The sequence below is a fragment of the Pseudomonas sp. ICMP 3272 genome (assembly GCF_001466905.1).
Classification (GTDB): domain Bacteria; phylum Pseudomonadota; class Gammaproteobacteria; order Pseudomonadales; family Pseudomonadaceae; genus Aquipseudomonas; species Aquipseudomonas amygdali.
Map to the genome: position 1 here is coordinate 60,968 of NZ_LKEK01000075.1, position 15,025 is coordinate 75,992.

The following is a 15,025-nucleotide window of genomic DNA, read 5'->3' on the forward strand; positions in this document are numbered from 1 at the left end:
TCATCTGATCGTAAATCGGGGCGCCCAACGGCGGTCGCGCACAAACTCATGGAGGCCTTCGATGTATGGAAACACAATGACCGGATTCTGAATTGCCGGGCCGCCGAGGGCAATCAGTCTCTCCGCACAATGTCCCGTTTCTTCTGAAATCATCGCTGCGCACAGCCTGGCCTGTCCGGGTGTTCGCTTGTGCACGTACTGAATGAACCAGGCTTCGCATCCATGCATCCTCATCACTGCGCCACGTCCAGCACTGATCGCCCCGTTACCTGGCTGTTGGTCTACCTGCTGGTCACCGGCCTGCTGTACTTTCTGGTGACACACGTTCCAATGGGCGCTGTCAGGCTCGTCGAGCCAGGCATCGTCGACCTTCATATGCCCTTGCTGCCGTTCACGCTGCCGCTGTATCTCAGCTATACGCTGGTGATGCCAGTGCTTGTGTACATGGGCCGTAAGTCCTCATGGCTGCTGCCGGTTTTTTTCGCTGGCGCCCTGGCCGCCGGGCTGTGCCTGATCAGCCACCTGTTCTGGCCGACCATGATCCTGCGTCCTGAAACCGGGTCTGCGTGGCTCGACTGGCTGTACCGGCTCGATGCGCCACTGGCGGCCTCACCCAGCGGGCATGTAGCGTTGCCCGTTGCAATCAGCGTCGTCATGGGCGGTTTGCAGCTGCGATCGACCTGGGTATTTGCCCTCTGGAGCGCGGTGCTGATGCTGACGGTGATGACCACCGGGCAGCATGTCTTCACCGACATGGTCTATGGTCTGATCATCGGTCTGGCATGCGGCATGACGACTCTGGTCCTCAGGCGCTGTGCGGTGGACATGCGCACCCTATCGGCAATGCTGCTCGAATGGCTGTGCATACTGGTCACGATTCGTGTCGCGATTTACCTCGCAGACTGGCGCTTCTATCTGCTGACGGTGCTCGTCGTGGCGGCAAGACAGCACGCGTTGTTCGTGCTGTATCACGATGCAACCCACTACCACCTGACTCGACAGCGCAGTATCAACGACTTTCTGATCAATCTGGCTATCGGTGTTCCAGGCCTGGTGCCGATCGAATTCTACCGCCCCCTGCACCTGGACCATCACCAGCACGCGGGTACCGAACAGGACCCGGAACGACGCTTTCTCTATTACCGCCAGCCTTGGCATTTCCGGCCGTTAACCGCGAAGCTGCTGGCCAGACAACTGTTGGGAGACTTGCTGCTGATCAATACGCTGCGCAATATTGCCGCCTACAAGGCCGCAGGAGGCGCGCCGCCAGCGATCACCCGCCCGCTGACTGCGGCAGCGCTGATCTGGCTGATGATTGTCGCCGCGCTCATCTGGCAATGCTCGGCGCAAACGTTCGGTTTGATAGCGATGCTGTGGTTCCTGCCCTTGATTACGGTCGGCACCCTGCTGCAGAAAATTCGCAGCATGGCCGAGCATAGCGGCGGCCCCGGCGTCACACCTGGCTGGGAAGAATGGACATACGCCTGGCGCGTCGGTTGGCTGGGGCGGTTTTTTATCTGGCCCTACCACATCAACCTGCACTTGCAGCACCACCGAGCCGCCAGCATACCCTGGCATGCCTTGCCCTCTGCAGTTCGAGCCGAGGAAAAGCTCATGGCATCCCGCTCGCTTGCCTCGTTGATGTGGTCGAGGCTCAAGCAGAAATACTGATACCTGATTGTACGAGCGTCTTCTTCAATGTTTACTCATGAGCTGAGGCTCATGAGCCTATACCGATAACACCCCATTGTTGACCAAATGACAGCGCTATAAGGTGATCCGGACATCACGCTGAAGGTGCGCCTACAGCGCATTTGTCCGAGTTTCACCGAGGAACTGTTCATGAAGACCCGAGAAAAGTCACCGTAGTCATCGGTGCCGGCTCCATAGGGCAAGCCATTGCCCGCCGTGTCAGCGTGGGCAGACCGTCGGCCTGAGTTACATCCCGCATGACCTTGTCGCCGAACACATCGAAACCGGACGCCTGATTCAGGTGCTGGAAGACTGGTCGCCGACGTTTGCCGGCTTCCACCTCTACTACCCGAGCAGACGCCAGGCATCGCCCGCGTTTGCCCTGTTGCTGGAGGCATTGCGCTACCGGTGATTCATTAAATAACCGAAACGCGCAGCACCGCAGCCACCACTCATTGTGTTTGCACGCGCAGCCTGGCGGGCTCGCGGCTTTTCTCGGCGTAATGCCGCGCGCGACGTAAAACATGCTGGGTGGCTCTGTGCGCTTCCTCCTTGTTGAATTCGACATGCGCTTCCAGCAACTGCTGAGCCTGTTGAGGTTGATGTTGCAGGAGGGCCTGAAGAATGCTGCCATGCTCTTCGTAGGTTGCATCGACCCTGGAAGCGCTGAACTCAAGACGCCGGATAGTCCGGGTCTTCTCGGTTATCTCGTAATGCAGCCTCGCCATTTCCCGGTTACCCACGGCCTCTACCAACGCACAATGAAACCGCTCGCCCAGTCCGGCCAGGAGATCGGTGTCCCTCAATCGCTCATGTTTCGGCACCAGCCAGGTGCGTATGAGTTCGTCGATCAGCGGCTCGACGCTCAGGTCCATCAAGCCCAGCCTGCCAAGCGCCTCCAGTTCAAGCACCACACGCACGTCGTACAGCTCTTCGAAATGCCGGGGATCAAAGGGACGTACTTGCCAGCCGCTTCGGTAATAAACCTCCACGTACCCTTCCTGCTCCAGCCGGAACAATGCCTGCCTGACCGGGGTACGACTGGCCTGAACGCGTTCGGCCACTTCACCTTCAGTAAATCGTTCGCCGGGTAATAGGCGAAACTCGGAAATGTCCTCTTTGATCCGGGCGTAAATCCGCTCCGATATGTTTTCCGGGCGTTCTTTCGACTTTTTGGCACATGCTGTCTGCATTGATGATTCGTCCTTGTAATCCGGTTACTTAACGTTGGTCATGACGATCTGCGGCATTGCCGGAGGCCCACCAGCGCGGAAAATCTGCAATGCCGTCAATCACCGCATCCACGTTTTGCCTATGGGCATCAAAAAGTGCCGGATCATATTTTCCGGTACGCACCAGCAGGCTGCTGGCACCAACGGCTTTCGCCCCGGCGCAGTCCGTCAGCACATCATCGCCCACTACCAGAGTGCGGCTGGCGCAGGTATCCAGCTTGCGCAAGGCGGCGTTGAAGAACATGGGTGACGGCTTGCCCATGACCAGCGCCTGAACCTGCGCTGCGGCCTCAAGACCGACGATGAAAGCTCCGCAATCAAGGCGTTCGCCGTCGTGATCAAACCAGAACAGGTTTTTTTGCAACGCAATAAGACGAGCGCCGCCCCGCAGCATGCGGAAACAGCGATTCAGCGTGGCGTAATCGAATGCCTCGCCAATATCGCTGATGACCACCACGTCAGGGTTTGTATCGTCTGTAAGAATGCCGTTGAAGGCCGCTCTGATCGAGTCGGGCACCAGCAGATGGCACTTGAGTTGCGCATGCTGTTGCAAGTAGCCCACACAGGCCGTTGTAGCGGTTTGAATTTCGTCGGGGGCCACCTCGATTCCGGCCCGACACAACTCTTGCGCCAGATCCACCGGCATCTTTGCCGTGGTGTTGGTCAGCAGTTGCAGGCGCAGCCCTTGAGCTCTGGCGAAACTCAGTGCCTCGGCTGCACCGGGTAAAGGCTGTCCCTTGAGCATGAGTGTGCCGTCGATGTCCAACAGCAGGCTGTCAAAATGCATGGATAAGCTCCCTGTGGCTGAAATGATCGGGGCAGGTTTCACAACGCGGCGGTCAGCCATTGGCGAATCTCGGGCAATGTCAGTTCAGCGTTGGCAGGACATGGCAATGGCGTGCTGCTGGCATCCAGTACTACACCACGCAACCACGGGTCAGAGGCACACACCGTGTGGTCGCCACCTTTACGGCTGAGGCGGACACAGTGCTCTGAACGTGCCGCAACCAGTCGGGACCCTCTTGGAGCCTGCCAGTAGCAGGAGCCCGTCCAGCCTTCAGGGAAACACTGCTCGCCCGGGTACTCGAACATCGTCCATTCATGTCGAAAAGGCTGCGCAAGGCTTTGCCGCCAGGCTTCGGTGACTGAACGGGGGTCATGCCCCGACATCGCGAGCCGCGCCTCATTGAACAGCAGTAGACCGTTGTCTGCCGGATGAAAGACTACTGCGCTTTTTTGCATATCCGGCACGCCCGCCGAGTCATAGACCAGCCAGCCCTGACGCTCGAAAAATGCATTGGGGTATAGGTCGTGATGGACCGGGGCCATGCCGTGATCCGAATGAGCGACGCAGCGTACCTCGCCACCCGCCGCATCCATGCAGCGCTGAATCAGCTCGTCGACCCAACCCGATACTTCATCGAACAACTGTTGCCCGACCTCGCGCATGCGCTCACTGGCCCAGTCTGGCGTAAGGTATTTGAGCAAATGATGCGAAAGTAGATCGACCACCGGGTAATAACCGATGACTCGCTGTGCATCACCCGCACGGACTGCGCCGACAATGTCGCTGCAAAAGCTTTCATGCATCTCCCGCATCAGTTCCAGCAACAGCCACTCCGCTGTGCCCTGCCCGCCTTCATCCAGCCGCTTGCCCAGTTGTCCGCTGCGATACAGCACGGTCAGGTCTCTGGCCACATAAGCCTTGCTTTTGTCGCTCTGCAAATCCAGCGCCTGAACCTCTTGGCAGCCGAAACTGACCACACTTATCCGGTCCTCGACACATACGGCACGCAGCGCAATCGCCTTGCAAACGTTGCCAGGCCCTTTCTCCGGCAGCGGCAAGTGCACCGTACTGCCCAGCGGCAACCAGCAGGGGGCACGGCCATCCTCCTCTGGCCAGTCGAGCATTGCGCCGCCCTCGCGCGAGCTGACCCTGGCAGCCATTTCCAGCCTCTCGATGCGCAGGTGCCCGCCGTTTTCGATCAACTCGGGAGGTACGGAAAAGCCCTCATAGACACAGCTTTGCCCGAGCAATGCGCTGCCCAGCCTGTCCGGCTGGACAAAGGGCACCGCGCACAGGCGAAAGGTGATGCCTTGGCGAGCCCATTCGTCCCAGACCATATCGATATCGCGCGGCCAGGCCTGAAAGGCATCCGCCACGGCCAGACAGTTACGAGGTGTCGGCGCGGGGACGAGATAGCCGGTCAAACCGTGCTCGCTGACCTGTGTTCCGCTGAAAATCGACAGCAATGATGGCGGGGTTTGACAATTGGGCGACAACGGCAACAGCGGGTAGAACGGCCAGCCCGCAGAGGGCTGCTCAGGTTTTCTTGTCCGATAACGGTTGACCAACTCCCACGACAGCCCGTCGATCAATAGCCATATCAACGGATCAACACCTTTCATGAAGCTATCCGCCGTTGAGCACCGTGCATTGCCCATCGGGCCACCACTGCAACACGCTGCTTCAGTTGCGCCAACGAACCGCTATTGGGCAGTACGTAATCCGCGTCGATCCGGCGCATCTGTAGGTCAAGCGCGCTGTTTTCCACCACACTGATATCGCCGCGCTGGCCAAGACGCGATTGCCTCAAGGATGAATCGGCCAGCACTTTGATTACCTGAAAGCCTTGCTCATACAGATACGGCCAGTCGACGGTGTCATCGCGCAGGTCGTCATTGATGACAACCTGCGCACGCGACTGCAGCAACCGCCGTGCGAAGTTCTTGACCAGCGACTGACTGTCCAGAACCCTTAGTTCGCGCGCGATGCACTCCAGCAGGCGCTGGTTCTGACTGCCGCTTGCCAGCTCCACCCCGGCCTGTTCGTAGAACAGGCCTTGCAACTCATACAGTGGCTGGGCCAGCTTGATGACCTCTACCGACAGCCCGGCCTCTTCGAAATGCTCACGCAGCAACTGAGCGGTTGTGCTCTTCCCTGAGCCGCTGGGGGCCACCAGCGCCAGACGCAATTGGGTAGCGTGGTTCATGGAATCTCCTTGTCTCAGGCGCTGATGAGTTCACGCGCCACGCCGACACGACTTTGCCATTGCACGCCGAGCAGCCCCCGGACGATCTGCGCTGGCACGGTATCGGTCAGCGAAGTGGCGTCAAGCAGGCCGTGCCAGGTTGAGGTCACGAAACGGTGCGGCCACTCGAAGAGCGTGGGCGAGTGGATTTGCTCCAGAATCGCATCGCGGCCCATTGCATGGATCTGCAACTTGCCCCGCGCCGCGACATTGGGCAGTACGACTGTTTGCAGCCAGCCACAGCCTTCAGGACTGGCCTTGAGTGCGGCGCGCATGGTTTCAGGCATGCACAGGCGTTTTTCGGTGTGTGCAATCGACAGGTCATCAGCCACCGCAGCCAGATCGAGTCGCTTGGCCAGTTCGGGGTGTGTACGCAACGTGCCGACACCGACATGCGGGTAGTCCGGCCAGCCACGGGCACGAACCCGACCGTCGATACAGTCCAGCAACAGCTTGTCACCGGAAAAGTACAGATACCCCTCGGACAGCACCAGGTCCAGCATGGTAGTGGTCTTGCCGGCCCCCTTTGCACCGCCGATGGCAACGATTCCACCGTCCGGCCCGACCACTGCCGACGCATGCATGATCACACTGCCTTTGGCCTGCTCGACCAGCAGGCCGTAGTAGCGCACCAGCTCGATCAAGTGAATGAATGCGTTTTCGTCGCCGTGAAAATCAACAGTGTGACGTGCCCGGTCAATCCGGTAGCCGACCTGCGTATCGGCATCCCAGGCGTAGTCCAGACCGGTCTGCGGGTCGTGGCCACGCAGAACACGCAGGGTAAAACCAGGGGCATAGGTTTCGCGGATGATGTCGGGGGTGACGCAGAGGCCAACCCACTCCGGTTTGAAAGCGGTGCTGTCGTGCAGCCGGACCCTTAAATCGACCGTTGTCTGGCCGTCGTCCGCGACTTCAGCAAAGTAAGGTGCCAGGAACACTCGCAGCCGCTGGGCCAGTGCGGAGCCCGAGGTCTGATCATCCAGTTCGAATCGATAGCGTCCATTGCAAAGATAGCGGCTCATGAGTACAGGCTCTCCCGGGTGGTGATAAAGGGCGATGGCGAGTGCAGAAATGCAAAACGGTCGGCCAGCGGCCAGCATTCCTGGCGACGCTCGTCCAGAAACGCGTGCAGACGCGTCATCAGCTCGTGCAGATCGGCGTTAATTGCCTGAGGGTCTATTACGCCTCGGGACTTGAGAAAACGCACTTCACCGCGTGTCGTACTTACCGAATGCGCAGCTAGCGGCGTGCAGGTCTCGAACGTGATCACGAACAGGTTGCCGCTTTGCACCGATTCGCACGGCGCACTGAATGCATAACGTCGATACTCGCCAAGTGCCTGCAATGTGCTGTCAACGCTCATGGCCATGGCCTCCAGCGTCGGTGAGCCCAGCGCCAGGTGCTTCACCGTGCCCGACAAGCTCCCGGGCGCACTGCGAAACAACTGCACGATGGGTTCATTGACCGCCAGCTTGCGTTTGCGGCTGCAATGCTCGACCCACACATAGCCCCCGTCCTCATCCCGGGCGGCGGTCACCTGATGATCCCAGACCTGAAACTCGTCACCGCACTGACTGGTGAACGGCGCCATTGCCGGGCTGAAACTGGCATCAAACCAGGCCTCGCCGAGCATCCGCGCATGGCAATCAGGCGCCAGCTCGAAGGACTCGACATACGTCTGCTCGGTAGTGGTGTAGCGACATTCCCAATTGTTGATCGCCAGGTGGTTACGTTCGAACGCGTTGCGCAGCGCCATCAACAGGTTCTGCGGGACTGCGGGCTGCTCGATCTCAAGCGGAGGCTGTACGAAAAGCGAACGATGCACATCAATGCGATTCAGCAAGTGACTGATATACACGTGGTCCGCCTGTAACGTGATGACCGCAAGCGGGATGGCGGCTCCGGACAGGTTGTGGCAAGTTTCGTCGCCCAGATCACCGTTTTCATCATCAAGAAGCATTGCCCCATCGGCGTCCCAGCGGGCCAGAACCCGGTGGCTGCCTCGCAGGTCAGCGACCGCGGTCAGCTCGCCCAGCAATGCCGTGTCCGCAGCAATGGCATACAACGTGTGGTCATCGCTGCCGAACGGCTCCTGATGGCGGATCTTCCAGCTACCAAACACAATAGCCGTTTGCGTGGTCGTGGATTGCGACATGATTATCTCCCCGGCAAAGTGAATTCAGAGCCGACTCGCCTCACGGGCAAAGTCGAGTTTCGAATAGAGATCCTGCTGAAACGGCAGGTTTCGCTCCGCCAGAAAATCGCGCATCACGTTGGATACGGTTTCAAAGTCTTCTTCAACTTCACGTAGCGTGTGCAATGTCCTGCTGCGGCAATACTCGACCTCGACCTGAGCAAACTCTGCGCTGCCGTCAACCATGCGGCAGACATCGAAATACGCGCCAAAACCATTGCCGGTCCTCAGCGATTCGAAATTGATGTCGATCCTAGTACGCCTGAACGGCTTGAGCCGACGCAGATTTGCCGAGGTCATCGAGCGGGCGTGATTTTCGATATTGGCAAACGCTACCGGCTGATCGGTGTTGAAGTCCTCACGGCGCAACTCTGCGTTTTCGAGAAACCATTTGCGCTTGACCGCCATCAGCCCGTCAGCCTGAGGAATAAACGAGATGTAACCGGTTTCGAGCGGGTCACCCGTCACTTCGAAAATGTGCGATTCATAGTCGTAGGTCTGAAAATCACGGTCGATTTCCAGCACCAGGTCCTTGAAAGCGCCCTCTCCAAACGCTTTGTGCATCGCGGTAGACAACTGCCACATGTCAGGTATCTGAAACGAGGTGAATTTACGTTCCAGCTCCATTTCCGGCCGCCAGCGCACGTACCAGCAGTCATCGCTGAGCATCGGTTGCGAAGCGGCCACGCGCGCCGCGGCGGATCTGGCCAAACGTTGCCAGGCCCTCCAGGAAGCACGTTCTACCGGTTCGACATCCATAAGGTGCAGGAACAAGGCCCCGGCTTCGCCCTCATGGATATAGTGATAAACGCTGCATTTACCGAGGTGATGCGTCACCGCCAGAGTGGCCATCAGCGCCTGATCGGACGGCCGACGGTGAAGCGTCGGGTCCAGCACATGCATGCGTGAACGACTGTCTTGCGTACGCTTGCGCTGCCCGGCATTGAAGACTTGAAAGTCGAAGTCCTTCATCGGCATCGGTACATGCATGTGATGGGCATTGGAAAGCCACTGCGCATGCAACGTACCACTGGGGATGAACAGACCGTTGTCCGAGTGACGGGCTCGAGCAGCCTCTGTGTCGACAATGGCAACCAGCGCAGAATCAAGGCTGCCGTTGAGGGTGTGCGGATCGAAGAACAGCAGTGAAATATCCGTAGTCATTGTAGCTCCCGTACTTCGTTGACAGCGTGAGGCAGCGCCTTCGGGCTCTGACTGAAAGTGATCCGTTGTCCGGCCAGCCCCTGTTGATACAGCGCCTCGGACTCCACCGCAGGTATGCCGTGTTCACGCAAGAGGATCGAAAGATGACAAAGCATGGACGCCTGCTCGAAGACAAAACCGCGCGCGAACGGCAGCAACGCCGCCAGTGCCGCGTAGGGGCGTGGCGAGACCACAATGGCTTGTCCGTCATGAGCACGCAGTTGTCGCTCAAGCTCCTCCAGTTCAGCCCCTAGAGAGCTGGACGTGGGGATCGAATTGATCGACACGGTGGCCGAGATACTCAGTTCTTCCAGTTGCCGCCCGGCAGTTACTACAACCACCGGCCCGTCGGCATAACCCGGAGAAATGAGTCGGATTTCCGTTGAGTCCTCTACCTGCACGAACGTCGACAACGGCGAGAAATCAATCAGGTGCAACTGCTGCCCGGCCCTCACCCACTCCAGTTGCACCGAGCCCAACAGTTCGCCGGCGGCGTGAGTAATGCTGTGCAATTGCAGGGCATCTGCCGGGCCAGTCGGGTCGTGCGCTACCAGCCGGGCGCGTTGCGTCCCGGCGATGCCGCGATTGATCGCCAGCAAGCCTTCCGATGACCATTCACAGGTCGTCGAGCCGTCATCGCACGCCTGAGTGATGAGCCCTGTTTCACCTTTCAGAAACTCGCGGACCACAAAACACACCACCCGCTCATCACTGAGCTCAAGCAGGCGCTCACGCAATGCGCCACGCTCGAGGATCTGCTGGCGTACCTGATCGGAGAAGTCCAGCACGACCTGATCGGTGTTGAGTCGGTCCAAAAGCAACTGGCTCATCGCTGGCTCGACCAGCCCCTGACGGTTTGCCTTGACCAACAGCGCCTGACCTGCCGAAACGTCGTGGGTTTGCGCGAACAACGCCAGCGGGCGGCGTTTGCTTCGGAAATACTGCGCAAAGGCAGGCAATGGCCGGAAATCCATCAGTGCTTCATCACTGGCGATATACAGTTCGGCCCATTCCAGGACCGGCTCCAGGCTGCGTGCTTCGCGCAGGCTAGTGACGGGCCTTGCCTGGAGCAGCCAGAGTTTCTGTTCATCCGCCGCCCACTCGATATCGGCGGGCAGCCCCAACGCCGCAGACGCATTGGCTGCCAGTGTCGCCACCTCCAGCAGCAACGCCTTGTGCGGCTCCAGCGCGGGGTCACAACCCAGCAATTGCTGGTCGCTGACGCGCGCCGACATGCCCTTCTCTACCCCGGAGACCATCGCTTCGCCCAGCGATGCGACGGTTTCAATCAGCGTTACTGCCTCCCCGCTCAACGGATCATGGCTGAAGGCTACGCCTGCGAAGCGGGCCTTGACCATGCGCTGCACGATCACCGTCATCTCTACCGGCGTTTCCAGCATCGACGCTCGCAAGCGTTCCAGAATGGCCTGGCGGGAAACTCCGGAGCGCCATACATCGAGCACCGTAGCCTTGAGTGCCGGTAGCCCCTGCACCGAAAGGTGTGTGCTGAAAATCCCGGCAAAACTGTGCTGATTACCATCTTCGATATTCGCCGAAGAACGTACGGCAAGTTCGCTGCCGGCATCAAAGCCCGTTTGCTCAAGCAGCGCCTTGAGATGGCTGTCGGCAGCCTCACTCCATTCAAACTCGGCCAGCCGGGCGATTCTGTCCATGTGTTCGTCAAGGAAGGCACCTGCGGTGATCCGCACGGTTTTCAGCGTGTCTTCAATAGCCTTTTTGCGGTCTGCGAAGTCGTGCCAGAGCACGCGGTAGTCTGCATCGTCCAGTGCGCTCAGGGGCGGCACCGGCAATGTAGCGGCAAGCTGTTGCAGGGTTGAGTATTTACTGGACACGACGGCCTCCTGCTATCAGTGGAAGGTCAGTGGCCCTTCTAACAGGCCCACTGGCCAGTGCATCCGGGACTGCATCAACCTCCTCCTGGGCTGCCAGAACCGGAAACGGCGCAAGATTGGGCACCACCAGCGGCTGTGGGCGTGGCGCCTTTTCGAAATCCATGAATATGCGTGACGCAAAGGCTTCGGTCGCGCCCTGGTACTTCCCGGAATACAGCTCGATATCGCCTTTGACGTTCCAGAACATCATTTGACCGATGTTCATGCCGGGGTAAACACGGATGCGGTTCAACGCATACAGCTGCAAGGTCCAGCGTCCGACGAAACCGATGTCGCCCAGCGGGGCCGACAGGTTGATGAACATTCCCAGTCTTGCAATCGAGGAACGCGCCGCATAAGTGGGCACGAAATGGGTGCTGCCCATGGTTTCTATGGTCGAGGCCAAGTACAGCTTCATGGGCTGCAATTCATAGCCTTCGGGGCCGATTTCGATGGTTCGGGTGGCCGCCTCGGTGCGCACATCGATCACATCGTCTTCGTAGACCTTCATCTGGTCATGCAGGCGGAAGTTGTAACTGTTGGGGTTGACGTTCTCATGGGAAAACGGACTGATGACGATTTCACCCGAACGCACACGATTTTCGATTTCACTACCGGTCAGTATCATGGTCAATCCAGAATGATTTTCGAGGGCACGGTGCTCTTGGAGCCCAAGTAGCGTCCCGCATAACAGGTGGTCAGGCCGAAGTTTGCCCAGAAGCAGACCTTGGCCACTTTGGTGCCGGCATAGACCCGCACCGGCTGGGTAACGACAATCTCCAGGGTCCAGCTGATGGCCGCGCCGGTGTGGCCGAGCGGCGCACTGGTCTGAATGAAAACGCCACAGGACGCCGTGGAAACGTTGGCGTAAAGCTCACTGGCAAAATCGATACCGCCGATCTGCTCGGCCGTGGCGCCCAGGTAAAAGCGGTTGGGGTACAACACAAAGCCTTCGGGCGGAATATGATGCTCGACCACCTCCAGCTCCCCGTGAGGATCGATGCGGTCGCTGCGGTACTCCAGAAGCAGATCCGCCAGGTGACAGCCGTAGGAATTGACCTCTACATGAATGGGGTCGAAAGGCTCGATGACGACACTGCCGACCTCGCGCATTTTCACTATTTCAGAACCGGTCAGCATCATGGGTTCAAGCCTCCTGATCCAGAGACGCCACGGCGCGTGCCTGTCCGTTCGCACCGTACAATTCGGCCCGCATGCTGCGCGCGCCCCAGAGATAACCTTCGGTGTTGCAGGCGGCGGCCGAGCCTGGCAGGCGCTGAGCAAGGCGTCGGGACAAGGTGCCCAGGTGATAGCTGGGCACCTGTTGAAAAAGGTGGTGCTCCCAGTGCCTGTTGATATTGCACGGTGCAAACAATCCTCGTTCCAGCCAGCCCGGACTGACGCTGCGTGCATCGCGCTTCACGCTCCGGGTCGAGAGCCCGGCATGCTCCGACAGACTGCGAATGCGCAGAATCGGCGGAAGAAAGAACACCAGCGGTGCCAGCCAGTACAACAGCACGCCCGGCCAGACACTGAAAGCGCTGATGAGCAGCACTGCACAGGCATAAAAAGCCAAAGCCTGATAGCGCTCGGTGCGCGTCGCGGGCGAAGGGCTGGTGAAAAGCCCGATCACGCTGAAACTGTCCATCGTGCGTAACGATTGCAGGGTCGACAACCCGCTGATGTCGCGCAGCAAGGCCTGCCAGAACAACCCCGAACTTGGCGGTGCGAACGCATCGGCGTAGTCCGGGTCGGTCGGCGTATTAAGGTGCTTGTGATGGGCAATATGGTGAGCCCGATAACGTGACGTGCTCAATGTCAAAGGGAACGTCAGAAAGACGTTGGAGATCAGGTCGTTGCGCCGCTTGTCACGGCTGATCAGCAAATGCGCCGCGTCGTGCATGAGCACCAGCAACGCGTGCTGTCGCGTCGCAATGACGACTACGGCGATAATGCAAACCAGAGTCGAATCGCTGACTTCAGCCAGCGTGACTGCGGCGACGATCACCGCCCACTGCACGCCTATCTGCAATGCCTGCCGCCAATTGCTGAGTTGCTTGAGATCCGAGGTCAGTGACAGGTTGTCACGTGCCAGCGTAGCGCGCTCGGAGCGTCGGTCGTAAGCGCCACTGTCCATCGTGTCGAGTTCGATTGTGTCTTCCATCTTTCATCTCCCGTTCAATCGTTGAAAGGGCCTGCTAACCGTGCATTGCCGCTGATTTCGCGACAAGCTTGTCCAGGCTGAGCCGCGCATCGGGCGCATGAGCCAGCCAGTAATCCACCGCTCTGGGTAAAAATATTTCTGCGCTGGGTGCCGGGTGCCGGACATTCAACGGGGGTCTGACCAGATCGCTTTCGGCGTACACGCCATAGATCTGTAACAGGCGCTCGAAATAGCGGAAATCCCGGGTTGAAATACCCTCCGGCCGCCATGCAACCAACGAGCGCTTGAGGAACGCCCATTGCCGACTGCGCAGGATCGGTGCCGGCGTCAACGGTGCCACGCCCGCTTCCTGTCGCGCATGGTCGACACGCGACTCGATGATGCGGATTACCTGCTCATAAGGCAGGCGCGCATCTCCTGCCGACGCCACAACCTCGCGCGCGTCTCCACCTGCGACGCAATGACTGACCAGGTGGATCAATTCGTCGACCACCCAGTCGATAGGCACCAGGTCAAACAGCCCTTCGCGGTTGCCGACCAGAAACGGCGGTGAAAAGGAATTGATGAAGCGGATCAACGGATACAGCCCATGAAAACGACTGATTGCGCCGTCGCTGGTAGCGCCGATGACCAGGCTGCAACTGAACACGGAAATCGGCATTTGCCTGCCGAAGGTTTCGCGTAACCCCCGCTCGGCAGCGGCCTTGCTTTCCTCATAACCGTTGCGATAGGTCCATCCCTCACACTGCGTGAAAGCCGTGGACACGTAGATGAAGTGCGGCTTGCGCACCAGTTTCTGGACAAAACCGCAGAACAGCTGCGCACCTTCGACATTCAGCTCATGCATCTCTTCGAACGTCTTGTCCCAGGCCACATCGGCAGCGAGGTGGACCGCCGTGGCGCTCTCGATGGCTGGCATGGTGTCCGCCAGCGCATTCAGGGAAGCGGCATCTGTAAGGTCGGCGATCCGGCACTCAAGCCGCGAGCGGCTGTCCGCCGGCAGGTCTTGCAGGCAGCGACTGGCAGCTTGCCCGGAACGACACAAGGCTATGACATGCGACTCCGGATGCTGACTGAGCCAGTCGCGTACGAACCAGGAGCCCAGAGCGCCGCTGGCACCGGTGATGATCAGTGTCGAACGCATATCAACAGCCCCCTGCCGCAACCCGCTGATGACGGCAAGCGAGCAATTGATTGCGTATACCGTCGAGCATCTGGATGTTATTGGCGCGAATCGCTCGTTCGCCTATGGGGTGCAAAACCTCGGCCAGCGACGGGATGCCAAGGTCGAAGGTGACATTCAGGTCCACATGCAAGCCATCGGCGCGTTGTATCAGCAGCCACTCGCCGTACCAGACCTCAAGGTCGCCATCGGTCTGTTTGAACTCGATGCGCTCGTTCGTCACCAGCCAGTCCTGCTCGGTCCAGGTCAGCTCGCTGCCGTTAATCAATACTCGCCACGTACTGGAGACATATTCACTCTGCCGGGGGTGAACGATCACCTCCAATACATCACTCATGAAGTCGGGATAGCGGGCGAAGTCCGAGAGGATCGGCCACACTTCGCCAGGCTCGAAGTCACCAAGAAGCACGCTGGTTGATACATCAGGCATAGG

Annotated in this window: 14 protein-coding genes and 1 pseudogene; 2 read left to right on the plus strand and 13 right to left on the minus strand. The window is 59.1% G+C overall.

Annotated elements, in window-relative coordinates:
* The first annotated feature begins 222 nt into the window (after window positions 1-222).
* Together AO068_RS20915 and AO068_RS27360 are read left to right on the plus strand one after the other, a co-directional pair.
* Complete coding sequence (locus AO068_RS20915; protein WP_058409329.1) at window positions 223-1,671, plus strand: fatty acid desaturase; 1,449 nt, start codon at window positions 223-225, stop codon at window positions 1,669-1,671.
* Window positions 1,672-1,930: 259 nt separating this feature from the next.
* Window positions 1,931-2,104, plus strand: a pseudogene (locus tag AO068_RS27360) (LysR substrate-binding domain-containing protein); the annotation flags it as partial.
* A gap of 40 nt (window positions 2,105-2,144) precedes the next feature.
* Here the strand turns inward: AO068_RS27360 and AO068_RS20920 are convergent.
* From AO068_RS20920 to AO068_RS20980, 13 genes are read right to left on the minus strand one after another with little or no spacing between them, the layout of a single operon-like run.
* Entirely contained in the window at window positions 2,145-2,885 is a 741-nt protein-coding gene (locus AO068_RS20920; RefSeq protein ID WP_058409330.1) for a GntR family transcriptional regulator, read from the minus strand.
* Between the two features lie 28 nt (window positions 2,886-2,913).
* Entirely contained in the window at window positions 2,914-3,711 is a 798-nt protein-coding gene (locus tag AO068_RS20925) for a TIGR01458 family HAD-type hydrolase (RefSeq protein ID WP_058409331.1), read from the minus strand.
* A gap of 38 nt (window positions 3,712-3,749) precedes the next feature.
* Window positions 3,750-5,333 carry an alkaline phosphatase family protein gene (locus tag AO068_RS20930; protein WP_058409332.1) on the minus strand — a complete coding sequence of 528 codons (1,584 nt, stop codon included), beginning with the start codon at window positions 5,331-5,333 and terminating at the stop codon, window positions 3,750-3,752.
* Window positions 5,330-5,917, minus strand: coding sequence for an AAA family ATPase (locus tag AO068_RS20935; protein WP_057403042.1), 588 nt, complete (start codon window positions 5,915-5,917; stop codon window positions 5,330-5,332). Before AO068_RS20935 ends, AO068_RS20930 begins: the two co-directional genes overlap by 4 nt.
* 14 nt (window positions 5,918-5,931) lie before the next feature.
* A complete protein-coding gene (locus tag AO068_RS20940) occupies window positions 5,932-6,978 on the minus strand; it encodes a hypothetical protein (protein WP_057403041.1) in 1,047 nt (348 codons plus the stop codon).
* Window positions 6,975-8,111, minus strand: coding sequence for a hypothetical protein (locus AO068_RS20945; RefSeq protein ID WP_058409333.1), 1,137 nt, complete (start codon window positions 8,109-8,111; stop codon window positions 6,975-6,977). The genes AO068_RS20940 and AO068_RS20945 overlap by 4 nt, the downstream gene beginning before the upstream one ends.
* Window positions 8,112-8,135: 24 nt before the next feature.
* On the minus strand, window positions 8,136-9,314 hold the full coding sequence (locus AO068_RS20950) for a hypothetical protein (protein WP_058409334.1): 1,179 nt from the start codon (window positions 9,312-9,314) through the stop codon (window positions 8,136-8,138).
* Window positions 9,311-11,206 carry a PEP/pyruvate-binding domain-containing protein gene (locus AO068_RS20955; protein ID WP_058409335.1) on the minus strand — a complete coding sequence of 632 codons (1,896 nt, stop codon included), beginning with the start codon at window positions 11,204-11,206 and terminating at the stop codon, window positions 9,311-9,313. The genes AO068_RS20950 and AO068_RS20955 overlap by 4 nt, the downstream gene beginning before the upstream one ends.
* The gene (gene dcd, locus AO068_RS20960; protein ID WP_057403037.1) at window positions 11,196-11,873 is read right to left on the minus strand and encodes a dCTP deaminase; all 678 of its coding nucleotides are present in this window, start codon (window positions 11,871-11,873) and stop codon (window positions 11,196-11,198) included. Before dcd ends, AO068_RS20955 begins: the two co-directional genes overlap by 11 nt.
* 2 nt (window positions 11,874-11,875) lie before the next feature.
* On the minus strand, window positions 11,876-12,388 hold the full coding sequence (locus AO068_RS20965) for a dCTP deaminase (RefSeq protein ID WP_004667600.1): 513 nt from the start codon (window positions 12,386-12,388) through the stop codon (window positions 11,876-11,878).
* A gap of 4 nt (window positions 12,389-12,392) precedes the next feature.
* Window positions 12,393-13,409, minus strand: a complete 1,017-nt coding sequence (locus AO068_RS20970) for a fatty acid desaturase family protein (protein ID WP_057403036.1) — start codon at window positions 13,407-13,409, stop codon at window positions 12,393-12,395.
* 34 nt (window positions 13,410-13,443) lie between these two features.
* The gene (locus AO068_RS20975; protein ID WP_058409336.1) at window positions 13,444-14,553 is read right to left on the minus strand and encodes an SDR family oxidoreductase; all 1,110 of its coding nucleotides are present in this window, start codon (window positions 14,551-14,553) and stop codon (window positions 13,444-13,446) included.
* Between the two features lies 1 nt (window position 14,554).
* Window positions 14,555-15,022, minus strand: a complete 468-nt coding sequence (locus AO068_RS20980) for a type II toxin-antitoxin system RatA family toxin (RefSeq protein WP_058401533.1) — start codon at window positions 15,020-15,022, stop codon at window positions 14,555-14,557.
* Window positions 15,023-15,025: the final 3 nt, after the last annotated feature.